Raw genomic sequence first — 23,359 nt, forward strand, 5'->3', positions numbered from 1 at the left:
GGGTTCCGCGCTGACGGTGGAAGCTATGGGGGCCAGCACGGAACGACCGGGTGAGATCGATGCCCGTCGGGCCCGATGGCGGGAACAGGCGCCTTCACCCATCCCGCTGGGGGTGCGCGGCGAGCGTCGTTGCCCGCAGCGCTTACGGCTCATGCCCCGTGGTCGCACATCCGAAACCAGCGAGTAACGGCTACTTATACGGCCCATTGCATAAGTCCGAGCCGAGCTATCCTACGGCCGTTCCGAACAGAGTGCCCAGGGCGTACGTCACACCGGCCGCCGCACCCCCCAGGAACAGCTGCCGCAGCCCGCTGTACCACCAGGTGCGGGCCGTCACCTTGGCCACCACCGCACCGCACAGGAAGAGCCCCAGCAGCGCCAGCAGCACGGCCGGCCACATGGTGCTCGCGCCGAGCAGATACGGAAGCACGGGAATCAGCGCGCCCAGCGCGAAGGAGCCGAAGCTCGACACCGCGGCGACGGTGGGCGAGGGCAGATCCCCCGGGTCGATGCCCAGCTCCTCCCGGGCGTGGATCTCCAGCGCCTGCTCGGGGTCCTTCGACAGCTGCCGGGCGACCTCACGGGCCAGCTCCGGCTCGACGCCTCTCCCCTCATAGAGCGAGGCGAGCTCGGCCTCCTCGTCCTTCGGGTGCTTGCGCAGCTCGCGTCGCTCCACGTCCAGCTCGGCCTCGACGAGTTCTCGCTGCGAGGCCACGGAGGTGTATTCACCGGCGGCCATGGAGAAGGCGCCGGCGGCCAGACCCGCGAGTCCGCTGAGGACCACGGTCTGCTGACTCACGGCCCCGCCCGCGACGCCGGTCATCAGGGCCAGGTTGGAGACGAGGCCGTCCATCGCACCGAACACCGCGGGACGCAGCCAGCCGCCGTTCACGTCCCGGTGCGTGTGGTTGTCCCGGTGCGCCTCGTGCAGCGTCGCCTCGGTCTCGATGATGGCCATGAAAGATCCCCACTCCCCCTATTTGGACAAGTTCCAATTTTTTACAACACTCAAAGTACGCTCCTCATTCCGCTCCCGCCAGCAAGGAAAGGCTGCGCTAACCTGCGCTTTTACCTCTTCTTGCTCACTTGATAACGATCTTGCACAGATGTCGACCGGGTGATGCTGGGGTTCTGGAGGCTCGTGCGCCTCGCCGGAGTGGGACACATGCCGTATGGCATCGATCGCCTGCATCCCCTCCGCACCGGCGCCCGGGGACGCCGCCGAGCTCCGCGAACGGGCACGGGGCGCGCTGCTGGGCCTGGCCGTGGGTGACGCCCTCGGGGCCCCGGCCGAGAACATGAAACCGTCCGAGATCCGCGCCCGGTGGGGCCGTATCACCGGCTACGTCACCGACAACCCGTCCGGCACGGACGACACCGAGTACGCGATCTTCTCCGGTCTCCTCCTGGCCCGGCACGGCTCCGCACTCACCCCGGCGCATGTGGAGGCGGCCTGGCACGAGTGGATCGCCGACCGCGACGAGGGCCCCTTCCGGGGCGCCGGCTTCAGCGAACGCGGCACGCTGGAGAACCTCCGCCGAGGACTTGCCGCACCCATCTCCGCCCAGCACCGGCACGCCTGGAGCGACGGCCTGGCCATGCGCGCGGCCCCCTTCGGGGTGTTCGCCGCGGGCCGCCCGGCGGAAGCTGCCCGCCTGGTGGCGATCGACGGCTCGGTGAGCCACGACGGCGAGGGCATCTACGGCGGCCAGGCGGTGGCGGCAGGCGTGGCGGCGGCGATGGCGGGCGCTCCGGCGATCGCGGTGGTGGCCGCCGCCCTCGCGGTCGTCCCCGACGACTCGTGGACGGCCCGCAGTCTGCGCCGCGCGGTGGCGGTGGCCCATCGCGGCGAACGCGCGGTCCGCTCCGCCGTCGTCATCGGCGGCTACCCCTGGACCGACCTGGCCCCCGAGGCGGTCGCCCTGGCCTTCGGCGCGTACGCGGCTGCCGACGGCGACTTCGAGCAGTCCGTCCTGACCGCGGTGAACATGGGCCGCGACGCGGACACGACGGCGGCGGTGGCGGGGGCGCTGGCGGGCGCGACGCAGGGGGTGTCGGCGATCCCCGTGGCCTGGACCGACCCCATCGGCCCGGTCCGCGGCAGATGCCTGCCGGCGATGGCGGGCTACCACGTACGGGACGTGGCGGACCTGCTGACACCGGCGGAGGACGAGGCCCCGGCACTGACGGACTTCGCGTTGGCGGCGGGCGACGGAACGGAGGCCCCCGCATGACGCCGTACGAACCGACAGCCCACGCACCGGCAGCCGCCGACGGCGAGGGCGCCCCACGGGAGACCAGGACCCCTCGGCTGACAGTTACGGGCGGTGCGCGGGTAGGAGACGAACAAGCCGAAGGCGAAGCCGAGGCCACAAGAAGGACCGAAGGCCTCCTGCTCGGACTGGCAGCCGGAGACGCCGCCGGCTGGCCCGCCGCCCGCCACAGAGCCGCCCGCATGCCCGACTGGACCCGCCGCCTCACCCGCGAACTGGACACCTTCGCCGAACGCAACGCCACCACCACCCTCCCCGTCCCCATCGCCCTGAACCAGCCCCCCGAGCCCCTCCGCCTCGGCCCTTCCGATGACGCCGAATGGGCTGCCTTCGCCGCGGAAGCCCTCCTCCGCGCCGGCGACGACACCGTCCTGAACGACCTCAGCCGAGAACGCCGCACCCGAGCCGCGATCGACCTCACCTGGAACGCCATCGCGAGCGAGGTAGCCGCCGCGGCGGACCGCGCCCCCGAGATCGAGTCCGCCGTACTCCCCCTGCGCGCCCGCATCTCCGTCCGCGCCGGCCTCGGCAACCTCGCCACCGGCCTGCGACCACCCGCCACCGGCCACGACAACCCGCACTACTTCGACGACGCGGCCTGCGTACGCGCCTGCGTCCTGGCCATGGCCCACCCGGGCGACCCGGGCCGCGCCGCCGCGCTCGCCGAGTTCGACGCCCGCTACACCCAGGACGGCGACGGCGTGCACGGCGCCCGCGCGATGGCGGCGGCCCTCGCCCTCGCCCTGGCCGGCGCGAACGTCGACGCCTGCGTCACGGCGGCCCTGGCCGAACTCCCCGAGGAGACGGAGATCGGCCGCAACGCCCGGCACGCACTGCGTCTCGCCGCCGCCGCGGACAGCGCCTTCGCCCTGGTCCCGCACCTGGAACACCAGATCGTCGACCACGTCTACAGCTACGGCATCGCCGCCGCCGAAACGGTCCCGGTCGCCCTCGCCCTGGCCACCGCCGCCCGCGGCCGCATCGCGGAAGCGGTACCGGCGGCTGCCTGTCTGTCCCGGGTCGCGGACTCCGCCCCGGCCCTGGCGGGCGCCCTCACCGGCGCGCTGGGCGGCGGCGCCTCGATCCCGGCCTCCTGGCGGGAGACCTGCCGCACGCTCTCCGGCTGCGTCCTCCCCCGTCTCACCGGCACCGACCTCGTAGAACTCGCCGAACTCCTGGAAGCGGCACTACCGGCCCGCCCAGGTGGATGATGCGGCCATGAAGCCTGAATCACCCCAAAACGCCCCGCTGGGCGACCGGATCACCGGTGCCCTGGTAGGAGCCGCCGTGGGCGACGCCCTCGGCGGCCCGGTCGAGGGTTACTCCCCCGAGCAGATCGCCGAACGCCACGGCGGCCGCGTCCACGGCATCGTCGGCCCCTGGCACGGCGACGCCTGGCGCACGGCCCGCCCCCTCGCCCCGTACCACAAGGGCGACGGCCACGTCACCGACGACACCTTGATGACCCACGCCCTGGTCCGTGTCTACGCCCGGGTCCGCGACCACCTCGACGCCTACGCGGTCGCCGACCACCTGGTACCCGACCTGATGACCGAGCCCCGCTGGATCCCGGAACTGGAGACCGACGCCCTCCCTCTCCAACGGATCTTCCTGGCCGAGAAATGGCTGGTGGCGAGGATCCACTACGGCCATGCCGACCCGCGCGAGGCCGGCACCGGCAACATCGTCAACTGCGGTGCGGCGATGTACATGGCCCCGGTCGGCCTGGTCAACGCGGCAGACCCCCGTGCCGCCTACGCCGAGGCCCTCGACATCGCGGGCGCGCACCAGTCGTCGTACGGCCGTGAGGCGGCGGGCGTCCTGGCCGCGGCGGTCGCGGCGGCGTGCGCGCCCGGGGCGACCCCGGACTCGGTCGTCTCGACGTGCCTCTCCCTGGCGAAGGACGGCACCCGCGCCGCCATCGAGCGGGTCTGCGAGGAGGCCTCCCGGCACACGGACTTCGAGTCGGCGCTGCGCCCCCTGCGCGAGGCGGTCGCCCCCTACGACACGGTCGGCCCCGACTACCGGTCCCCCTCCCTCGGCGCCCGCCGCCCTTCCCGCCTGCACGCGATCGAGGAACTCCCCGTAGCGCTGGGCATGTTGCTCGTGGCGCGGGGCGACTACCGCCACGCGGTCCTCGGCGCGGTGAACTACGGCCGCGACTGCGACTCCATCGCCACGATGGCAGGGGCCATGGCCGGCGCCCTCGGCTCGCCGGTCCCCGAGGACTGGTCCAAGACGGTCGCCGAGGCCAGCCGCCTGGACCTCTGGGAACCGGCCACGACCCTCACCGCCGTCACCCGCGAGATCTTCGCCCGGGACGTGTCCCGCCGCCGCACCCACGAACAGACCTTCGCCGCCCTCGGAGGCCCGGAATGCTCCGACTGACCTGGGTCCAGCCGGAGGACCTGATCGGCCACGAACTCCGCCAGGCATCCCAGGACGGCCGCGAGCCGAAGGCGATCGCGGCCCGCTGGCGAGCGGCAGGCGGCCCCGAGGCCCCCCTCACGGCAGGCGCGTCCCCGACCCCCGCGTCCCGCTACCTCCGCCAGCTGGCAGAAGACCTCCTGGACGAACTGGCGGACCTGCCGAGCGCCTTGACGGACGACGAGCCGACGGACCTGGAGGGAATCAAGTCGGCTTGCGCGAACTGGCCGCCGCCTGCGGGCAGTCGGGCCGCCGCCACGCCACAGCGCCTCGAAGCCGCCTGGCTGGGCCGAGCCGTCGGCTGCCTCCTGGGCAAGCCGGTGGAGAAGCTCCCCTTCGAAGCGATCCGCCAACTGGCCCAGTCCACCGGCAACTGGCCCCTCACCACCTACTTCACAGCCCGAGGCGTCCCCGAGGACCTCCTGCGGAAGCACCCCTGGAACCGCCGCTCGGCGACCACCTCGCTCGCCGAGAACATCGACGGCATGCCCGAGGACGACGACCTCAACTACCCCCTCCTCAACCTCCTCGTCCTCCAACGCCACGGCAGCACCTTCACCACCACGGACGTGGCCCGCACCTGGCTCGACGCACTCCCCGCCGGCCGCACCTTCACCGCCGAACGCATCGCCTACCGCAACCTCCTCACCGGCCTGGAACCCCCGCACACCGCCCGCCACCGCAACCCGTTCCGCGAATGGATCGGCGCCCTGATCCGCGCCGACGTCCACGGCTGGACCCACCCCGGCGACCCGGCCGCCGCCGCGGAACGGGCCCACCGCGACGCCACCCTCACCCACACCGCCAACGGCGTCTACGCGGCGATGTTCACGGCAGCCACCATCGCGACGGCGGCCACCGGAACCACCGATGTCCACGCATGCCTCCGCACCGGCCTCACCGTCGTCCCGCCACGCTCTCGCCTGGCACGGGCCGTCGACCACGCGATCCGGCTGGCGCACACCCACGAGGACTTCGCCACCGTCGTCGACGAACTCCACACCACCCACGCCCGGACGTACCACTGGGTCCACGCCGTCCCCAACACCGCCCTGATCGCCGCCGCCCTCACCCACGCCGACGGCGGCTTCTCCGGCTCCGTCTGCCGTGCGGTCAGCGGCGGTTGGGACACCGACTCGAACGGCGCCACAGCCGGCAGCATCGCCGGCCTGCTGGCCGCGGACCCCGCCGCGCTTCCCGACCGGTGGACGACCCCCCTGAAGAACCGGCTGTCCACGTCCATCGGCGACTTCAACGGCATCGGTTTCGACGCCCTCGCCCACCTCACGCACCGGGAGACTCACCGCCCATGACCGCGCCCGCTCCCCTCACCGGCCTCCGCGTCCTCGACCTCGCCACCCTCTTCGCCGGCCCGCTCGCCGCCACCCTGCTCGGCGATTTCGGCGCCGAGGTCGTCAAGGTCGAGCACCCGGCGAAACCCGACCCCTCCCGCGGCCACGGCCCGTCGAAGGACGGCGTCGGCCTGTGGTGGAAGACGCTCGGCCGCAACAAGCGCACCATCACCCTGGACCTGTCGAAGCCCGGCGGCCGCAGCACCCTCCTGCGCCTCGCCGCCACCGCCGACGTGGTCATCGAGAACTTCCGCCCCGGCACCCTGGAGAAGTGGGACCTGGGCTGGCCGGAGCTGTCGGCCGCCAACCCCCGCCTGGTCCTGGCCCGCGTCACCGCGTTCGGCCAGTTCGGCCCCTACGCTCATCGCCCCGGCTTCGGCACCCTCGCCGAGGCGATGAGCGGTTTCGCCGCGATCACCGGAGAACCCGACGCGCCCCCGACCCTCCCGCCCTTCGGCCTGGCCGACTCCATCGCGGGCCTGACGACGGCGTACGCGGTGATGACGGCGCTGGCGGCACGCGAGCGCACCGGCGAGGGCCAGGTCGTCGACATGGCCCTGATCGAACCGATCCTGGCCGCCCTGGGCCCCCAGCCCCTCTGGTACGACCAGCTCGGCCACGTCCAGCCCCGCACCGGCAACCGCTCCCCCAACAACGCCCCGCGCGGCGTCTACCGCACGGCGGACGGCACCTGGGTCGCCGTGTCCACGTCGGCCCAGTCGGTCGCCGAGCGCGTGATGCACCTGGTGGGCCGCCCGGAACTGATCGACGAACCGTGGTTCGCCACGGGCGCCGACCGCGCCCGCCACGCCGACCTGCTGGACGAGGCGGTCGGCTCCTGGATCGCCGCGCGCACCCGCGCGGACGTCCTGGCGGCCTTCGAGAAGGCGGAGGCGGCGGTGGCCCCGGTCCAGGACGTCCGGGACGTGATGGCGGACCCGCAGTACCAGGCCCTGAACACCATCACCACGGTCGACGACCCGGAACTGGGCCCCCTGCGCATGCAGAACGTCCTCTTCCGTCTCTCGGCCACGCCCGGCGCGATCCGCTGGGCCGGCCGCCCGCACGGCGCCGACACGGACGAGGTCCTGACCGAGCTGGGCCTCGCCCCGGCCGACCTCACGGCGCTGCGCGCGGAGGGCGCCCTGTGACGGCGGCGTACCCACTCACCTGGCTGTACGCCCCGGGCGACCGCCCGCAGGTGGTGGCGAAGGCCCTCGCCTCCGGCGCCGACATCGTCGTCGTCGACCTGGAGGACGCGGTCGCCCCGGACCGCAAGGCCTACGCCCGCGCCGCCACCGCCGACCTGCTCGGCGACCTGCCGGCGATCCCGGTCCACGTCCGCGTCAACGCCCTGGACACCCCTTGGGCCGCGCCGGACATCGCGGCCGTGTCCCGCGCTCCCGGCCTCTGCGCCCTGCGCCTCCCCAAGATCACCTCACCCGCCGAGGTCGTCCGGATCGCCGAACGCGCCGTCCCCCGGGGCTGCCCCTGTACGCCCTTCTGGAGTCAGCCCTCGGGGTGGAACAGGCATACGCCGTCGCCGGCGCCCATCCGTCCCTGCGGGGCATCGCGCTCGGGGAGGCCGACCTGCGGGCCGACCTGGGCGTACGGGACGACGCGGGTCTCGACTGGTCCCGCTCCCGGGTGATCGTGGCAGCCCGGGCGGCAGGTCTGCCCCCGCCTGCGCAGTCGGTCCACCCGGACGTCCGCGACCTGGCGGGCCTCGCCGCCTCCTGCGCCCACGGCCGCGCCCTGGGCTTCCTGGGCCGCGCCGCGATCCACCCCCGTCAGCTGCCGGTCATCGAACGTGCCTATCTGCCCACCGAGGCGGAGCTCGAACACGCGGAGACGATCCTCAAGGCGGCGGCGACGCGGCAGGGCGCCCAGGCTCTCCCGGACGGCTGCTTCGTCGACGCGGCGGTGGTGACGGCGGCCCAGCGCACCCTGTCCCTGGCCCGCCGCCGCTGAGACACACCGAGGGCGCCCGGAGATCTCCGGGCGCCCTCGGTCGCATGTACGTCTACGGCAGACGGTCAGGTCTTCTTCGCCGACCCGGCCCCGTCCTTGGCCTCGTCGTCCTCGGCCTTGTCCTCTGCTTCGTCGTCCTTGTCGGCGTCAGCGGCCTTGTCGGTGTCAGAGGCCTTGGCCTTCTCGCCACCGTCGGCTTCACCGCCGGAGGCCTCCGCACCGGGCTCCACGACCTCTTCCCGGCCGGGGCTCTTCTTCGACGAGACCACCAGGTAGGCGACCGCGAGCAGGAACACGAAGATCGCGGTCCACACGTTCAGCCGGAGGCCCAGGATGTGGTGGGCGTCGTCGACGCGCATGTACTCGATCCACCCGCGCCCCGCGCAGTACGCGGCGACGTACAGCGCGAACGCCCGCCCGTGTCCGAGCCGGAAGCGGCGGTCGGCCCAGATGACCAGGACCGCGACGCCGATGCACCACAGCGACTCGTACAGGAACGTCGGGTGGTAGGTGCCCGGCACCCGCCCGTCCGACGAGGAGGTGATCTCCAGGGCCCACGGCAGGTCGGTCGGCTTGCCGTACAGCTCCTGGTTGAACCAGTTGCCCCAGCGGCCGATGGCCTGGGCGAGGGCGATGCCCGGGGCGACGGCGTCGGCGTAGGCCGGCATCGGGATGCCCCGGCGGCGGCAGCCGATCCACGCGCCCAGCGCACCCAGCGCGATCGCGCCCCAGATGCCGAGACCGCCCTCCCAGATCTTGAAGGCGTCCACCCAGTCACGGCCCTCGCTGAAGTACAGCTCGTAGTCCGTGATCACGTGGTAGAGCCGGCCGCCGACCAGGCCGAAGGGCACGGCCCAGACCGCGATGTCGGCCACTGTGCCGGCCCGCCCACCGCGGGCGATCCAGCGCTTGTTGCCGAGCCAGACGGCAACGAAGACGCCGATGATGATGCAGAACGCGTAGCCGCGCAGCGGAATGGGGCCGAGGTACAGCACCCCGCGTGACGGGCTGGGAATGAAGGCAAGTTCCATGGCAAGGTCGACGCTACCCTGCCGCACCGGGCCCACGGCAGGCAGCCCGGCTACGGGTCCATAACAGGGGCGTGAGAAAAGCCTTCAGCCCTTGTTCGCCTCCAGCACCATCTGCTTCAGCTTCGCCGGGGTCATCGCCCGGTCCTGGTAGATGTTCTCGCCCTTGAACAGCACGGTCGGCGTGCCCGAGAAGCCGCCCTTGTTGAAGGCCTGGTGGGACTTGGCGACCCAGCCGTTGTGCGTGCCGTCCTGCACACACTTGCGGAAAGCCGGAGTGTCCAGGCCGTCGACCTTGCCGGCCAGCTCGATCAGCTTGTCGTTGTCGGCGTAGGCGTCCTCGACCTCGGGGGGCTGGTCGTCGAAGAGCACGTCGTGGTACGCGGGGTACTTTCCGGCATCCTGGGCGCAGGCCGCGGCGTTGGCCGCGTTGCGGGAGCCCGTGCCGCCCATGTTGCCGTCGATGAGGGTGACCAGGTGGTACTCCACCTTCAGCTCGCCGGCCTTCGTCAGCTCGTGGATCACCGGCCGGTACCTCGTCTCGAAGGACTGACAGGCCGGGCAGCGGAAGTCCTCCCACACCGTGAGCGTGGACTTGGCGCTGTCCTTGCCGACCGGGATGGCGAGGCTGTCCTTGCCCTGGGCTCCCGAGGGAGCCACGACCGGGCCCGACGCCTCGCTGTCGTCCTCCTTGCCGGCGTTGGCGGCGACGACTCCGATCACCGCCGCGAGACCCAGGACGGCGACGACTGCCCCGCCCACGATCAACGCGCGCCGGCGCTTGTCCGCGGACTTCTGCTTCTCGCGCTCGACCGCCAGCTTCTCCCGGGCGGTGCGCTTTCCCTCACGGTTCTTCTCGCTCACACCCCGGAAACGAACCGGGGAGGCGCACCGCGCCTCCCCAGCCCCAGGTCCACCCGTACGAGGGACCGATATGACTTCCCGGTTTCTTACGCCTGTCGGCGCACGCCCTTCGCGAGGTCGCCGGCGAGCGCGCGGACGGCCTCGACACCGGCCGCGTCGTCCGGCGCGTCCAGCATGGCCTTGACGAACGCCGAGCCCACGATCACGCCGTCGGCGAAGCGGGCGACCTCGGCGGCCTGGGTGGCGTTGGAGACGCCGAGCCCCACACAGACCGGCAGGCCGGTTCCGGTGGCGCGGGTGCGTTCCACCAGGTTCTCGGCCTGCGAGCTGACGGTCGCGCGGGTGCCGGTGACGCCCATGAGGGAGGCGGCGTAGACGAAGCCGCTGCCCGCGGCGGTGATGTCCGCGAGCCGCTCGTCCTTGCTGCTGGGGGCGACGACGAAGACCGTGGCGAGCCCGTGCTTCTCCGCGTGCTCCCTCCACAGCGCCGACTCCTGCACGGGCAGGTCGGGCAGGATGCACCCGGCGCCGCCCGCCTCGGCGAGCTCTGCGGTGAAGCGCTCGACGCCGTAGCGGTCGATGGGGTTCCAGTACGTCATGACCAGGATGGGCTTGCCGGTGGCCCGGTGGGCCTCGCGGACGGTGCGCATCACGTCGGCGATCTTCACGCCGCCGCGCAGCGCGATGTCGTCGGCGGTCTGGATGACGGGGCCGTCGAGGACGGGGTCGCTGTGCGGCAGGCCCACCTCGACGACATCGGCGCCGCCGTCGATGACGGCCTTGATCGCCTCGATGCCGCCGTCCACGGTCGGGAACCCGGCCGGGAGGTAGGCGATGAGCGCCGAGCGCCCCTCGGACTTGGCCGCGGCGAGAGCGTCGCTCAACAGCTCGATGTTGCCGCTCACTTGGCATCCCCCTCGATCTCGGCGGTGTCGGTGTCCGCGTCGGCGGCGACCTCGGCGTCGGTGTCGTACAGGCCGAAGTAGCGGGCGGCGGTGTCCATGTCCTTGTCGCCGCGGCCGGACAGGTTGACCACGATCAGCCCGTCCTTGCCCAGCTCCTTGCCGACCTGGAGGGCGCCGGCCAGCGCGTGGGCGCTCTCGATGGCCGGGATGATGCCCTCGGTGCGGGACAGCAGGCGCAGGGCCTGCATGGCCGCGTCGTCCGTGACCGCGCGGTACTCGCCGCGGCCGGAGTCCTTGAGGTAGGAGTGCTCGGGGCCGATGCCCGGGTAGTCCAGACCGGCCGAGATCGAGTACGGCTCGGTGATCTGGCCCTCCTCGTCCTGGAGGACGTAGGAGCGGGAGCCGTGCAGGATGCCGGGCTCGCCGGCGGTCAGGGTGGCCGCGTGCTCGCCGGTCTCGACGCCGTGGCCCGCCGGCTCGCAGCCGATGAGGCGTACGTCCGTGTCCGGGATGAAGGCGTGGAAGAGGCCGATGGCGTTGGAGCCGCCGCCGACGCAGGCGACGGCCGCGTCGGGGAGGCGCCCGGCGCGCTCCAGGAGCTGGCGCCGGGTCTCGACGCCGATGACCCGGTGGAAGTCGCGGACCATGGCCGGGAAGGGGTGCGGGCCGGCGACCGTACCGAAGAGGTAGTGCGTGTGGTCGACGTTGGCGACCCAGTCGCGGAAGGCCTCGTTGATGGCGTCCTTCAGCGTGCGGCTGCCGGACTTCACGGCGATGACCTCGGCGCCGAGCATGCGCATGCGGGCGACGTTGAGGGCCTGGCGCTGGGTGTCGATCTCGCCCATGTAGATCGTGCACTCGAGGCCGAAGAGCGCGCAGGCGGTGGCCGTGGCGACGCCGTGCTGGCCGGCGCCCGTCTCGGCGATGACGCGGGTCTTGCCCATGCGCTTGGTGAGCAGGGCCTGGCCGAGCACGTTGTTGATCTTGTGGGAGCCGGTGTGGTTGAGGTCTTCCCGCTTCAGGAAGATCCGGGCGCCGCCGGCGTGCTCGGCGAAGCGGGGGACCTCGGTGAGGGCCGAGGGGCGGCCGGTGTAGTTGACCAGGAGGTCGTCGAGTTCCGTGGCGAACTCGGGGTCGTGCTTGGCCTTGTCGTACTCGACGGCCACCTCGTCGACTGCGGCGACGAGGGCCTCGGGGATGAACTTGCCGCCGAACGCCCCGAAGTAGCCTTCGGGGCTGGGGGTTTGACCCTCGGGGTCGGGGATGAAGAACTGGCTGGGCATGCGAATACCTCACGGTGAGTGTGTGTGGAATGCACTAATCGCCGTGGGGGCGGGGATCGTCTGTTGACTGCGGGCGTTGTGTGGTCGCTCGCGCAGTTCCCCGCGCCCCTAAGGGGCGCGCTGCCATCGCATGCCGTTGACCTGGCCCGGCTCGTCACCGATGACATACCGGACCCGGCGGCCGTGGACCCGGCGGGCCGGGGCGCGGCAGCCGCGGGGGCGGCAGCCGCGCGCGAGGCGGGCGTACCGGTCCACGGCCGTCATGGTGAGAGTCATCGGGGCAAGCCTAGCGGGAGATCAGCCCCGGCCGTGCCGGAGTGCGGGGTGTTCGCCCGCTGCCACCAGGTCGGAGACCGCCGTCTTGGGGTCCTTGCCGGTGACGAGGGACTCGCCGACCAGGACCGCGTCGGCGCCGGCGTTGGCGTAGGCGATGAGGTCGTGCGGGCCGCGGACGCCGGACTCGGCGATCTTGATGATGTGGTCGGGGATCTCGGGGGCCACGCGCTCGAAGGTGCCGCGGTCGACCTCGAGGGTCTTGAGGTTGCGCGCGTTGACGCCGATCACGCGGGCACCCGCGTCGACCGCCCGCTCGACCTCGTCCTCGTCGTGCACCTCGACGAGCGGGGTGAGACCGATGGACTCGGCGCGCTCGATGAGGGACTCCAGGGCGGGCTGGTCGAGGGCCGCGACGATCAGCAGGACGACGTCGGCGCCGTAGGCCCGGGCCTCCCAGAGCTGGTACGACGTGACGACGAAGTCCTTGCGCAGGACCGGGATGTCGACACGGGCGCGGACCGCTTCGAGGTCGGCGAGCGAGCCGCCGAAGCGCCGCTGCTCCGTGAGGACCGAGATGACGGCCGCGCCGCCCGCCTCGTAGTCCGCGGCGAGCCCGGCCGGGTCGGCGATCGCGGCCAGCGCGCCCTTGGACGGGCTGGAGCGCTTGACCTCGCAGATGACCTTGACACCGTCGCCGCGCAGGGCCGCCGCGCCGTCCTTGGCCGCGGGAGCCTTCGCCGCGCGCTCCTTGAGCTCGTCGAGGCTGACGCGCGCCTGCCGCTCCGCGAGGTCGGCACGGACTCCGTCGATGATCTCGTCGAGCACACTCACGCGAGCGGCCCCCTTCCAGACTCTTGACAGTTCCAGCGACCGATCGAAAACCGATGGTCACTGCGATGGTATCCGCAGCGGGGCGTAGGCCTCACATCCGGTTGACGCCGGTCCCAGTACCTGGACGTCTGCCCGTGATCAAGGGTGGAGCCAGCCACCGAAGGGCAGGTTCCGGACAACCGTGAAGACCAGCAGCAACGCGCCGAGGCTCCACACCTGCGCCGGCCGGGGATCGATCCGCAGCGGGCGTCCTCGGACCGCTTGGACCACCCATACGGTCCACAGTACGGCGAAGCCCAGATAGCCGAGGACGGCGAGGGCGTTGTCCTGGAGCGCCGCCGCGAGGTCTCCGTGGACGAAGGCGTGCGCGCTGCGCAGTCCGCCGCAGCCGGGGCAGTACAGGCCGGTGTAACGCAGCAGCGGGCAGACAGGGTAGTGGCCGGGTTCGTTGGGGTCCACCGTGCCCACGTAGGCGAAGGCGGCGGCGACGGCCGCGAGCACCCCAGCGGGAGCGGCCAGGCGGCTCGGGACGCCGCGCGTCACCCTTCGGCTGTCGGTGTTCACGGTACGCATTGTGCCCCGCACACGCGTGAGGGGCGGTCCCGGCACCCGAGTGCCGGCCGCCCCTCACGCGACAAACGCGGTGTTCCTGGGATCAGCCCTGGGCGCGCGCCGGCTCGCGGTCGCCTGTCATCTCGTGCGGCTGGTGCAGGTCCTTGGGCTGGCCCATGCCCATCGCCCGCATGGCCGCGCCGACGACACCGCCGAGCAGCACGACCACCATGCCCGCCCAGAAGCCCAGCGGCTGGTCCAACACCATGAACGCGCCCGCGACGCAGAAACCGATGAAGGCGATCGTGACACCGGTCCAGGCGGCCGGGGTGTGACCGTGGCTGCTGCCCGCCATTGCTTGCTCCTCGTTGCTGTGTGCGTGTCTGAGCAGGACGCTCGCGCCCATTGTCCCGCACGGACGCGTGTCCGGTGAGCGGGGGTGGTCCCTCCGCTTCCGTGCCCTGCCCGTGCGGCTTACGCCCCGGTCGGGTCCTCGCCCCGGTCGAGTGCCTTCCACAGGTCCTCGGGCCGGTCGGGGTCGACGGCGGGGGCCTTGCGGCGCGGCCGGGGCGTGCCGTCCCGCTCGTAGCGGCCGGACATCGCGGGCCACAGCCGGCCATAGCGCAGGGCGAGCAGTCCGGCCAGCAGGAGCAGGACGCCGCCGACGGCCGCGACGTAGGGCCAGGCGGTGTGGCTGAGGGCCGCCACGGAGGCGGAGGTGTCGCCGGAGACCTCGGCGGCCTTCTCGTCGAGTGCGGAGCTGTCGGAGGCGCCGAGGATGGCGGCGGCGACGGTGCCCGCGCCGGAGAGCGCCAGCAGGGCGGCCACGACGACGCGGCCGCTCCGGCGGACGGCGAAGACGGCGACAAGCGCGGCGAGGCCCACTATGGCGAGCGCCGCGGGGACGCCCGTGACGTCGCTGCCCGTGGCGGTCAGGGGGAAGGCGCCACCGGCCACCGTCGCGGTGCCCTCCGACCAGCTCTGCCGGGTGGCGAGCAGCGCCACGGCCGCGCCGAGTGCGCCGCACAGCAGTGCGACGGCGAGGCTCAGGCGGCCGGCCCGGGCGGATCCGGAGGCTTGGGAACGTGGGTGCGGTACGGCAGTCACGTACCCCACTATCGCCTGAACCCCGGGCGAACCGTCACCCGGGGTGCATCTCAGGCCTTTCCCAGCCGGTTCGCCGTGTGGACGGCCCGCAGGACCGCCGCCGCCTTGTTGCGGCACTCGGTGTCCTCGGCGACCGGGTCGGAGTCGGCGACGATGCCCGCGCCGGCCTGGACGTAGGCGGTGCCGTCGCGCAGCAGGGCCGTGCGGATGGCGATCGCGGTGTCGGAGTCGCCCGCGAAGTCGAGATAGCCGACGCAGCCGCCGTACAGCCCGCGCCGGGACGGTTCGAGTTCGTCGATGATCTGCATGGCGCGGGGCTTCGGGGCACCGGAGAGGGTGCCGGCCGGGAAGCAGGCGGTGAGGACGTCGAAGGCCGTGCGGCCCGGGGCGACGCGGCCCGTCACCGTCGAGACGATGTGCATGACGTGCGAGTACCGCTCGACGGACATGAAGTCGACGACCTCGACCGAGCCGGGCTCGCAGACCCGCCCCAGGTCGTTGCGGCCCAGGTCGACGAGCATGAGGTGCTCGGCGCGCTCCTTGGGGTCGGCGAGGAGTTCGTCGGCGAGGGCCTGGTCCTCCTGCGGGGTGGCGCCGCGCCAGCGGGTGCCGGCGATGGGGTGGACCATGGCCCGCCCGTCCTCGACCTTGACCAGGGCCTCGGGGGACGAGCCGACGACGTCGAACCCGTCGAAGCGGAACAGGTACATGTAGGGCGACGGGTTGGTGGCCCGCAGGACCCGGTAGACGTCCAGCGCGCTCGCCGTGCACGGCGTCTCGAAGCGCTGGGAGGGGACGACCTGGAAGGCCTCACCGGCCCGGATGCGCTCCTTGATGTCCTCGACGGCCTCCTGGAAATCGGGGCCGCCCCAGAGCGCGGAGTACTCGGGGACTTCGGAGGGCGGCAGGACGGCGGGGGGCTGGGCCACCGCGCGCGTGAGGTCCGCCTCCATGGCGTCGAGGCGGGCGATCGCGTCCGCGTGAGCCTCGTCGACACCGGTGTCGAGGTCGTTGTGGTTGATCGCGTTGGCGATCAGCAGGACCGAGCCCTCCCAGTGGTCCATGACGGCGAGGTCGCTGGTGAGGAGCATGGTCAGCTCGGGCAGCTGCAGGTCGTCGCGCTCGCCGGGGCCGATCTTCTCCAGGCGGCGGACGATGTCGTAGCCGAGGTAGCCGACCATGCCGCCGGTGAAGGGCGGCATGCCCTCCTGGTGCGGGGTGTGCAGGGCCTCGATGGTCGCGCGCAGGGCGGCGAGCGGGTCGCCGTCGGTGGGGACGCCGACGGGCGGGGTGCCGAGCCAGTGCGCCTGCCCGTCACGCGTGGTCAGGGCGCCGGCGCTGCGGACTCCGACGAAGGAGTACCGGGACCAGGAGCGGCCGTTCTCGGCGGACTCCAGCAGGAAGGTGCCGGGGCGCTCGGCGGCGAGCTTGCGGTACAGCGCGACCGGGGTGTCGCCGTCGGCGAGGAGCTTGCGGGTGACGGGGATGACCCGCCGGTCGGTGGCGAGCTTGCGGAACGTCTCGAGGTCCATGGCGGCTGACCTTACTGATCCGCGGCGGCGGCGTCCGAACCGCCGTCCTTGAGCAGCACGTCCTCGTCGAAGCAGGTGCGGGCTCCGGTGTGGCAGGCGGCGCCTACCTGGTCGACCTTGACGAGCACGGTGTCGGCGTCGCAGTCCAGGGCGACGGACCTGACCCGCTGGAAGTGGCCGGAGGTGTCGCCTTTGACCCAGTACTCCTGGCGGCTGCGGGACCAGTACGTGCAGCGGCCGGTGGTCAGGGTGCGATGCAGTGCCTCGTCGTCCATCCAGCCGAGCATCAGCACCTCTCCGGTGTCGTACTGCTGGGCGATGGCGGGCAGGAGGCCGTCAGCGCTGTGCTTGAGGCGCACGGCGATCTCCGGGTCGAGGCGGCTGGGCCGGGGGGACATGCTGGTCATGCCGTCCATTGTGCCGCGCGCCACTGACAGGCTGGGTGGAGTGTCCGCTGTGCGGACCGTCGGGGCGGTCGTAGGCTGGGCCGCATGTCGACCCATGCCAAGCGTGAACGACTTCTCCTCGCCGACCTGTTGGAGACCGCGGGCCCGGACGCGCCCACCCTGTGCGAGGGCTGGACGACCCGGGACCTCGCCGCGCACGTGGTGGTGCGCGAGCGCCGCCCGGACGCCGCCGGCGGGATACTGATCAAACAGCTCGCGTCCCGCCTGGACCGGGTGATGGCCGAGTACACCGGCAAGCCGTACGAGGAGCTGATCCAGCTGATCCGTACGGGCCCGCCGCGCTTCTCGCCCTTCTCCCTCAAGCCGGTCGACGAGATGTCGAACATCGTCGAGTTCTACGTCCACACGGAGGACATCCGGCGCGCCCAGCCCGACTGGTCGACGCGCGAACTCGACGCGGTCTTCCAGGACGCCCTGTGGTCCCGTCTGGAACGCACCGCCCGGCTGATGGGCCGCGGCGTCCCGACGGGTCTGGTCCTGCGCCGCCCCGACGGCCAGACGACAGTCGCCCAGCGCGGCACCCCGGTGGTCACGGTGACCGGCGAGCCGTCCGAGCTGGTCCTGTTCTCCTACGGCCGGCAGAGCGCGGCCAAGGTCGACCTGGACGGCGACGAGGACGCGATCGCCAAGCTGCACGAGACGAAGCAGCTGGGGATCTGAGGGCAGGACAGGAAACAGCCCCGGCCGCGTGGCCGGGGCCCGGGACAGGGTCACCGCACCGGGTGACCCGCCTCCCGCAGCGTCTCCTTGACCTGGCCGATGCGCAGGTCACCGAAGTGGAAGACGGACGCGGCCAGCACCGCGTCCGCGCCCGCCGCGACGGCCGGTGGGAAGTCGGTGAGCTTGCCGGCGCCGCCCGAGGCGATGACGGGGACGGTCACGTGCTTGCGTACGGCCTGGATCATCTCCAGGTCGTAGCCGTCCTTCGTGCCGTCCGCGTCCATCGAGTTGAGCAGGATCTCGCCCGCGCCCAGCTCGGCGGCCCGGTGCGCCCACTCGACGGCGTCGATGCCGGTGCCGCGACGGCCGCCGTGGGTGGTCACCTCGAAGGAGCCCGACTCGGTGCGGCGGGCGTCCACCGAGAGGACCAGGACCTGCCGGCCGAAGCGCTCGGCGATCTCGCGGATCAGGTCGGGCCGGGCGATCGCCGCCGTGTTGACGCCGACCTTGTCCGCGCCCGCCCGCAGCAGCTTGTCCACGTCCTCGGCCGTACGGACGCCACCGCCGACCGTGAGCGGGATGAAGACCTGCTCGGCGGTGCGGCGCACCACGTCGTACGTCGTCTCGCGGTTGCCCGACGAGGCGGTGATGTCCAGGAACGTCAGCTCGTCGGCGCCCTCGGCGTCGTACACCTTGGCCATCTCGACGGGGTCGCCCGCGTCGCGCAGGTTCTGGAAGTTGACGCCCTTGACGACCCGGCCGTTGTCCACGTCCAGGCAGGGGATGACTCGGACCGCCAGGGTCATGAATCCACGGCTCCTCTATACGCTTCCACTTCGACCGATACCAGGACCCGGGAGTCGATGAAACCCTCCACGACCAGCAGGGTCGTGACCGGCCGTACGGTGTCGAACAGTTCCTTGTGGGCCCGGCCCACCGCGTCGACGTCCCGGGCGTGGGCCAGATACACCCGGGTGCGGATCACGGTTTCGGCGGTGAGTCCGAACTCGGCGATCGCCTCCAGGGCGGTGGTGAAGGCCACCTTGGCCTGCTCGTACGGGTCGCCCTCGCCGTAGAGCACGTCGCCCTTGAAGGCGGTCGTGCCCGCGACCAGCACCCGGTCGCCCGCCTCGACGGCGCGTGCAAAACCGAAGGACTCTTCCCAGGGACTTCCGCTCTGCACGCGCCGGGTGGTCATGACGACACAGCCTCCAAGGCCTCTTCCAGGGTGAACGCCTTCGCGTACAGCGCCTTCCCTACGATCGCGCCCTCGACACCGAGGGGGACGAGCTCGGCGATGGCCCGCAGGTCGTCCAGCGAGGACACGCCGCCGGAGGCCACGACCGGGCGGTCGGTGGCGGCGCACACGTTGCGCAGCAGCTCCAGGTTCGGGCCCTGGAGCGTGCCGTCCTTGGCGATGTCCGTGACGACGTACCGCGCGCAGCCCTCCTGGTCGAGGCGCTCCAGCGTCTCGTAGAGGTCGCCGCCGTCGCGGGTCCAGCCCCGGCCGCGCAGGGTCGTGCCGCGTACGTCGAGGCCGACGGCGATCTGGTCGCCGTGCTCGGCGATGACCTTGGCGACCCACTCGGGAGTCTCCAGGGCGGCCGTGCCGAGGTTCACGCGCCTGCAGCCGGTGGCCAGGGCGGCGGCGAGGGTGTCGTCGTCGCGGATGCCGCCGGACAGCTCCACCTTGATGTCCATGGCCTGCGCGACCTCGGCGATCAGCTCGCGGTTGTTCCCGGTGCCGAACGCGGCGTCCAGGTCGACCAGGTGCAGCCACTCGGCACCGGAGCGCTGCCAGGCGAGGGCGGCCTCCAGGGGGGAGCCGTAGGAGGTCTCCGAACCGGACTCGCCGTGCACCAGGCGGACGGCCTGGCCGTCACGGACGTCGACGGCGGGGAGGAGTTCGAGCCTCACGGAAGACTTCGGGGACATCAGAGGGTTCCGATCCAGTTGTTCAGCAGCTGCGCTCCGGCGTCGCCGGACTTCTCGGGGTGGAACTGCGTGGCCCACAGGGCGCCGTTCTCGACGGCCGCGACGAACGGCTCGCCGTGGGTCGACCAGGTCACCTTGGGGGCTCGATGGTCGGGTTGTGGGTCTCCAGCGACCAGTCCTGGACGGCGTAGGAGTGCACGAAGTAGAAGCGCGCGTCCGCGTCCAGACCGGCGAACAGCTGCGAGCCGGCCGCGGCCTCCACGGTGTTCCAGCCCATGTGGGGCACTACGTCGGCCTGGAGCGGCTCGACCGAGCCGGGCCACTCGTCGAGGCCGTCGGTCTCCACGCCGTGCTCGATGCCGCGCGCGAAGAGGATCTGCATGCCGACGCAGATGCCCATCACCGGGCGGCCGCCGGACAGCCTGCGGTCGACGATCCAGTCGCCGCGCGCCTCGCGCAGGCCCTTCATGCAGGAGGCGAAGGCGCCGACGCCCGGGACGAGCAGCCCGTCGGCGTTCATGGCCTTGTCGTAGTCACGCGTGATCTCGACATCGGCTCCCGCGCGCGCGAGGGCACGCTCGGCGGAGCGGACGTTGCCGAAGCCGTAGTCGAAGACCACCACCCTTTTCTGAGGGGTGCTCAATTCCACACCTCCAGCCTCACGACGCCGGCCACCAGGCACATCGCGGCGCCGATCGACAGCAGCACGATCAGGCCCTTGGGCATCTTCTGCTTGACGAAGGAGTAGATCCCGCCGGCGAGGAACAGGCCGACGACGATCAGCAGGGTCGAGATGCCGTTCACAGGGCGCCCTTCGTGGAGGGGAGGATGCCGGCCGCGCGCGGGTCACGCTCGGACGCGTAGCGCAGGGCCCGGGCCAGCGCCTTGAACTGGCACTCCACGATGTGGTGTGCGTTGCGCCCGTAGGGCACGTGCACGTGCAGCGCGATCTGGGCCTGGGCCACGAAGGACTCCAGGATGTGCCGCGTCATCGTGGTGTCGTACTCGCCGATCATCGGCGCCATCTTCTCGGGCTCGGTGTGCACGAGGTAGGGGCGGCCGGACAGGTCGACGGTGACCTGCGCGAGGGACTCGTCCAGCGGGACCGTGCAGTTGCCGAAGCGGTAGATGCCCACCTTGTCGCCGAGGGCCTGCTTGAAGGCGGCACCCAGCGCGAGGGCGGTGTCCTCGATGGTGTGGTGCGAGTCGATGTGCAGATCGCCCTCGGTCTTCACGGTCAGGTCGAACAGACCGTGCCGGCCGAGCTGGTCGAGCATGTGGTCGTAGAAGCCGACGCCGGTGGAGATCTCCGTCTTGCCGGTGCCGTCGAGGTCGATCTCGACGAGGACCGTGGTCTCCTTGGTCGTCCGCTCCACGCGTCCGGTGCGGCTCATTGACTCTGCTCCTTCTTCAGTGCACGGACCGCGTCGAGGAACGCGTCGTTCTCTTCGGGGGTTCCGGCCGACACCCGCAGCCACCCGGGGATGCCGTTGTCCCGTACCAGGACACCCTGGTCGAGGATCTTCTGCCAGGCCGTGTGCGCGTCCTCGAACCGGCCGAACTGCACGAAGTTGGCATCGGACTCGACGACCTCGTAGCCGGTCGCGCGCAGTTCGGTGACCAGCCGGTCCCGCTCGGCCTTGAGCTGTTCGACGTAGCCCAGCAGGGTGCCGGTGTGCTCCAGGGCGGCCAGGGCGGTCGCCTGGGTGACGGCCGACAGGTGGTACGGCAGGCGGACCAGCTGCACGGCGTCCACGACGGCCGGGTGCGCGGCGAGGTAGCCGAGACGCAGGCCCGCCGCGCCGAACGCCTTCGACATCGTGCGCGAGACGACGAGGTTCGGGCGGCCCTCGATCAGCGGCAGCAGCGAGTCGCCGTGGCTGAACTCGATGTACGCCTCGTCCACCACGACCATCGACGGCTTGGCCGCCTGCGCGGCCTCGTACAGCGCGAGGACCGTCTCGGGCGGGACCGCGTTGCCCGTGGGGTTGTTGGGGGTGGTGACGAAGACGACGTCCGGCCGGTGCTCGGCGATGGCCTGCTGGGCGGCGGCGAGATCGATCGTGAAGTCGTCGCACCGCGGGCCGGAGATCCAGCCCGTGCCCGTGCCGCGCGAGATGAGCCCGTGCATCGAGTACGACGGCTCGAAGCCGATCGCGGTGCGGCCCGGCCCGCCGAAGGTCTGCAGCAGCTGCTGGATGACCTCGTTGGAGCCGTTGGCGGCCCAGACGTTGGCCAGTCCGACCTCGTGGCCGGAGGTGTCCGTCAGGTACTCGGCGAGCCTGGTGCGCAGCTCGACCGCGTCCCGGTCCGGGTAGCGGTTGAGGTTCCGCGCCGCCTCACGGACCCGCTCGGCGATGCGCTCGACCAGCGGCTCGGGCAGCGGGTAGGGGTTCTCGTTGGTGTTCAGCCGTACGGGTACGTCCAGCTGGGGCGCGCCGTAGGGGGACTTGCCGCGCAGCTCGTCCCGTACGGGGAGATCGTCGATACGTACGTCGCTCACTTGCTCTCCGGCACCTTCCAGCCGAACCTTGCCTTGATCGCCGCGCCGTGCGCGGGCAGGTCCTCCGCCTCCGCCAGCGTCACCACATGGTGCGCGACCTCGGCCAGGGCGTCCTTCGTGTAGTCGACGATGTGGATGCCGCGCAGGAAGGACTGGACGGACAGGCCCGAGGAGTGGCAGGCGCAGCCGCCGGTGGGCAGGACGTGGTTGGATCCCGCCGCGTAGTCGCCGAGGGAGACGGGGGCCCAGGGGCCGATGAAGATCGCGCCGGCGTTGCGGACCCGGTCGGCCACCGCGGCGGCGTCGGCCGTCTGGATCTCCAGGTGCTCGGCGCCGTACGCGTCGACGACCCTGAGGCCCTCGTCGACGCCGTCGACCAGCACGATCGCGGACTGCTTGCCGGACAGGGCGGGGACGATCCGGTCCTCGACGTGCCGAGTGGCCGCGACCTGCGGCTCCAGTTCCTTCTCCACGGCGTCCGCCAGCTCGACGGAGTCGGTGACGAGCACGGCGGCGGCCAGCGGGTCGTGCTCGGCCTGGCTGATCAGGTCGGAGGCGACGTGCACCGGGTCGGCCGTGTCGTCGGCGAGGACCGCGATCTCGGTCGGGCCGGCCTCGGCGTCGATGCCGATCTTTCCGGTGAAGTAGCGCTTGGCGGCGGCGACCCAGATGTTGCCGGGGCCGGTGACCATGTCGGCGGGCGCGCAGGACTCGGTGCCGTAGGCGAACATCGCGACGGCCGTGGCCCCGCCGGCCGCGTACACCTCGTCGACGCCGAGCAGCGCGCAGGCGGCGAGGATGGTGGGGTGCGGCAGGCCGTCGAACTGGGCCTGGGCTGGTGAGGCGAGCGCGATCGACTCGACGCCGGCCTCCTGCGCGGGCACCACGTTCATGATCACGGAGGACGGGTACACCGAGCGGCCGCCGGGCGCGTACAGCCCGACCCGCTGGACCGGTACCCACTTCTCGGTGACCGCGCCGCCGGGCACGACCTGGGTGGTGTGCGTGTCGCGGCGCTGTGCGCGGTGGACGATCCGGGCGCGGCGGACGGACTCCTCCAGGGCCGCGCGCACGGCCGGGTCGAGCTCCTCCAGCGCGCGGGTGAGGGCGGCGGCCGGTACCCGCACCCGGTCGAGCCTGACCCCGTCGAACCGCTCGGCGAAGTCGATCAGCGCCGCGTCGCCCCGATGATGCACGTCCTCGCAGATCGGACGCACCTTCTCCAGGGCGGCCGCTACGTCGAATTCGGCTCGGGGCAGCAGGTCACGCAGAGCGGTGCCCTCGGGGAGGGCGTCGCCGCGCAGATCGATTCGGGAGATCACGTGCCCAATTCTCTCAGACCTGGTTGAGGCGTCGTCCGCGCGTATCAATGGCTGATACAGAACGGCGAAGA

25 protein-coding genes and 2 pseudogenes are annotated in these 23,359 nt (G+C 72.1%); 7 read left to right on the forward strand and 20 right to left on the reverse strand.

Features of this window, described 5'->3' with window-relative positions; all coding sequences use genetic code 11:
• Positions 1–226 precede the first annotated feature (226 nt).
• Positions 227–958 carry a VIT1/CCC1 transporter family protein gene (locus tag ACQEV8_RS11240; protein WP_432959441.1) on the reverse strand — a complete coding sequence of 244 codons (732 nt, stop codon included), beginning with the start codon at positions 956–958 and terminating at the stop codon, positions 227–229.
• A 214-nt stretch (positions 959–1,172) separates the two neighbouring features.
• Between ACQEV8_RS11240 and ACQEV8_RS11245 the strand changes: the two genes are divergently transcribed.
• From ACQEV8_RS11245 to ACQEV8_RS11270, 6 genes and pseudogenes are all read left to right on the forward strand, one after another.
• Positions 1,173–2,234: an ADP-ribosylglycohydrolase family protein gene (locus ACQEV8_RS11245; protein ID WP_432959442.1), complete on the forward strand. Its 1,062-nt coding sequence runs from the start codon at positions 1,173–1,175 to the stop codon at positions 2,232–2,234.
• Complete coding sequence (locus ACQEV8_RS11250) at positions 2,231–3,484, forward strand: ADP-ribosylglycohydrolase family protein (RefSeq protein ID WP_432959443.1); 1,254 nt, start codon at positions 2,231–2,233, stop codon at positions 3,482–3,484. Before ACQEV8_RS11245 ends, ACQEV8_RS11250 begins: the two co-directional genes overlap by 4 nt.
• Before the next feature lie 7 nt (positions 3,485–3,491).
• Complete coding sequence (locus ACQEV8_RS11255; RefSeq protein ID WP_432959444.1) at positions 3,492–4,661, forward strand: ADP-ribosylglycohydrolase family protein; 1,170 nt, start codon at positions 3,492–3,494, stop codon at positions 4,659–4,661.
• The gene (locus ACQEV8_RS11260) at positions 4,649–6,013 is read left to right on the forward strand and encodes an ADP-ribosylglycohydrolase family protein (protein ID WP_432959445.1); all 1,365 of its coding nucleotides are present in this window, start codon (positions 4,649–4,651) and stop codon (positions 6,011–6,013) included. Before ACQEV8_RS11255 ends, ACQEV8_RS11260 begins: the two co-directional genes overlap by 13 nt.
• Positions 6,010–7,203 (forward strand): CaiB/BaiF CoA transferase family protein, encoded by a 1,194-nt coding sequence (locus ACQEV8_RS11265; protein WP_432959446.1) that lies wholly within the window; start codon positions 6,010–6,012, stop codon positions 7,201–7,203. The genes ACQEV8_RS11260 and ACQEV8_RS11265 overlap by 4 nt, the downstream gene beginning before the upstream one ends.
• Positions 7,200–8,023 (forward strand): annotated as a pseudogene (locus tag ACQEV8_RS11270) (HpcH/HpaI aldolase/citrate lyase family protein). Before ACQEV8_RS11265 ends, ACQEV8_RS11270 begins: the two are co-directional and overlap by 4 nt.
• A 65-nt stretch (positions 8,024–8,088) precedes the next feature.
• Here ACQEV8_RS11270 and lgt read toward each other — a convergent pair.
• The 11 genes from lgt to hisI all read right to left on the reverse strand — a co-directional run bounded on the left by lgt (position 8,089) and on the right by hisI (position 16,808).
• Positions 8,089–9,054, reverse strand: coding sequence for a prolipoprotein diacylglyceryl transferase (gene lgt, locus ACQEV8_RS11275; RefSeq protein ID WP_432959447.1), 966 nt, complete (start codon positions 9,052–9,054; stop codon positions 8,089–8,091).
• Between the two features lie 84 nt (positions 9,055–9,138).
• On the reverse strand, positions 9,139–9,915 hold the full coding sequence (locus ACQEV8_RS11280) for a DsbA family protein (protein WP_432959448.1): 777 nt from the start codon (positions 9,913–9,915) through the stop codon (positions 9,139–9,141).
• Between the two features lie 86 nt (positions 9,916–10,001).
• Positions 10,002–10,820 (reverse strand): tryptophan synthase subunit alpha, encoded by an 819-nt coding sequence (gene trpA, locus ACQEV8_RS11285; protein ID WP_432959449.1) that lies wholly within the window; start codon positions 10,818–10,820, stop codon positions 10,002–10,004.
• Positions 10,817–12,103 (reverse strand): tryptophan synthase subunit beta, encoded by a 1,287-nt coding sequence (gene trpB, locus ACQEV8_RS11290; protein WP_432959450.1) that lies wholly within the window; start codon positions 12,101–12,103, stop codon positions 10,817–10,819. Before trpB ends, trpA begins: the two co-directional genes overlap by 4 nt.
• Before the next feature lie 108 nt (positions 12,104–12,211).
• The gene (gene trpM / locus ACQEV8_RS11295) at positions 12,212–12,379 is read right to left on the reverse strand and encodes a tryptophan biosynthesis modulator TrpM (RefSeq protein WP_432959452.1); all 168 of its coding nucleotides are present in this window, start codon (positions 12,377–12,379) and stop codon (positions 12,212–12,214) included.
• A 21-nt stretch (positions 12,380–12,400) separates the two neighbouring features.
• Complete coding sequence (trpC, locus tag ACQEV8_RS11300; protein ID WP_086601770.1) at positions 12,401–13,210, reverse strand: indole-3-glycerol phosphate synthase TrpC; 810 nt, start codon at positions 13,208–13,210, stop codon at positions 12,401–12,403.
• A 138-nt stretch (positions 13,211–13,348) separates the two neighbouring features.
• Positions 13,349–13,783 carry a DUF2752 domain-containing protein gene (locus ACQEV8_RS11305; protein ID WP_432959454.1) on the reverse strand — a complete coding sequence of 145 codons (435 nt, stop codon included), beginning with the start codon at positions 13,781–13,783 and terminating at the stop codon, positions 13,349–13,351.
• 82 nt (positions 13,784–13,865) lie between these two features.
• The gene (locus ACQEV8_RS11310) at positions 13,866–14,117 is read right to left on the reverse strand and encodes an HGxxPAAW family protein (RefSeq protein WP_432959456.1); all 252 of its coding nucleotides are present in this window, start codon (positions 14,115–14,117) and stop codon (positions 13,866–13,868) included.
• Between the two features lie 119 nt (positions 14,118–14,236).
• Positions 14,237–14,878, reverse strand: coding sequence for a TIGR02234 family membrane protein (locus ACQEV8_RS11315; protein WP_432959458.1), 642 nt, complete (start codon positions 14,876–14,878; stop codon positions 14,237–14,239).
• A 41-nt stretch (positions 14,879–14,919) separates the two neighbouring features.
• Positions 14,920–16,401 (reverse strand): anthranilate synthase component I, encoded by a 1,482-nt coding sequence (locus ACQEV8_RS11320; RefSeq protein WP_432959459.1) that lies wholly within the window; start codon positions 16,399–16,401, stop codon positions 14,920–14,922.
• Positions 16,402–16,412: 11 nt separating this feature from the next.
• Entirely contained in the window at positions 16,413–16,808 is a 396-nt protein-coding gene (gene hisI / locus ACQEV8_RS11325; protein WP_432959460.1) for a phosphoribosyl-AMP cyclohydrolase, read from the reverse strand.
• 84 nt (positions 16,809–16,892) lie between these two features.
• Between hisI and ACQEV8_RS11330 the strand changes: the two genes are divergently transcribed.
• Complete coding sequence (locus ACQEV8_RS11330; RefSeq protein WP_432959462.1) at positions 16,893–17,528, forward strand: TIGR03085 family metal-binding protein; 636 nt, start codon at positions 16,893–16,895, stop codon at positions 17,526–17,528.
• A gap of 50 nt (positions 17,529–17,578) precedes the next feature.
• Here the strand turns inward: ACQEV8_RS11330 and hisF are convergent, their stop codons facing one another.
• The 8 genes and pseudogenes from hisF to hisD form a co-directional block, all read right to left on the reverse strand.
• Positions 17,579–18,334: an imidazole glycerol phosphate synthase subunit HisF gene (gene hisF / locus ACQEV8_RS11335; RefSeq protein WP_432959463.1), complete on the reverse strand. Its 756-nt coding sequence runs from the start codon at positions 18,332–18,334 to the stop codon at positions 17,579–17,581.
• Positions 18,331–18,726: a RidA family protein gene (locus ACQEV8_RS11340; protein WP_432959465.1), complete on the reverse strand. Its 396-nt coding sequence runs from the start codon at positions 18,724–18,726 to the stop codon at positions 18,331–18,333. Before ACQEV8_RS11340 ends, hisF begins: the two co-directional genes overlap by 4 nt.
• Positions 18,723–19,445, reverse strand: coding sequence for a bifunctional 1-(5-phosphoribosyl)-5-((5-phosphoribosylamino)methylideneamino)imidazole-4-carboxamide isomerase/phosphoribosylanthranilate isomerase PriA (gene priA / locus ACQEV8_RS11345; RefSeq protein WP_432959466.1), 723 nt, complete (start codon positions 19,443–19,445; stop codon positions 18,723–18,725). Before priA ends, ACQEV8_RS11340 begins: the two co-directional genes overlap by 4 nt.
• 17 nt (positions 19,446–19,462) lie before the next feature.
• Positions 19,463–20,112, reverse strand: a pseudogene (gene hisH, locus ACQEV8_RS11350) (imidazole glycerol phosphate synthase subunit HisH).
• Complete coding sequence (locus ACQEV8_RS11355) at positions 20,103–20,267, reverse strand: hypothetical protein (protein WP_355826654.1); 165 nt, start codon at positions 20,265–20,267, stop codon at positions 20,103–20,105. The pseudogene hisH and the gene ACQEV8_RS11355 overlap by 10 nt, the downstream one beginning before the upstream one ends.
• Positions 20,264–20,857, reverse strand: a complete 594-nt coding sequence (gene hisB, locus ACQEV8_RS11360; RefSeq protein WP_030248649.1) for an imidazoleglycerol-phosphate dehydratase HisB — start codon at positions 20,855–20,857, stop codon at positions 20,264–20,266. Before hisB ends, ACQEV8_RS11355 begins: the two co-directional genes overlap by 4 nt.
• A complete protein-coding gene (locus ACQEV8_RS11365; RefSeq protein WP_432959469.1) occupies positions 20,854–21,966 on the reverse strand; it encodes a histidinol-phosphate transaminase in 1,113 nt (370 codons plus the stop codon). The genes hisB and ACQEV8_RS11365 overlap by 4 nt, the downstream gene beginning before the upstream one ends.
• Positions 21,963–23,288 carry a histidinol dehydrogenase gene (hisD, locus tag ACQEV8_RS11370; protein WP_432959470.1) on the reverse strand — a complete coding sequence of 442 codons (1,326 nt, stop codon included), beginning with the start codon at positions 23,286–23,288 and terminating at the stop codon, positions 21,963–21,965. Before hisD ends, ACQEV8_RS11365 begins: the two co-directional genes overlap by 4 nt.
• Positions 23,289–23,359 lie beyond the last annotated feature (71 nt).

Origin of the sequence: Streptomyces sp. CA-179760 (genome assembly GCF_050937045.1) — a bacterium.
Classification (GTDB): domain Bacteria; phylum Actinomycetota; class Actinomycetes; order Streptomycetales; family Streptomycetaceae; genus Streptomyces.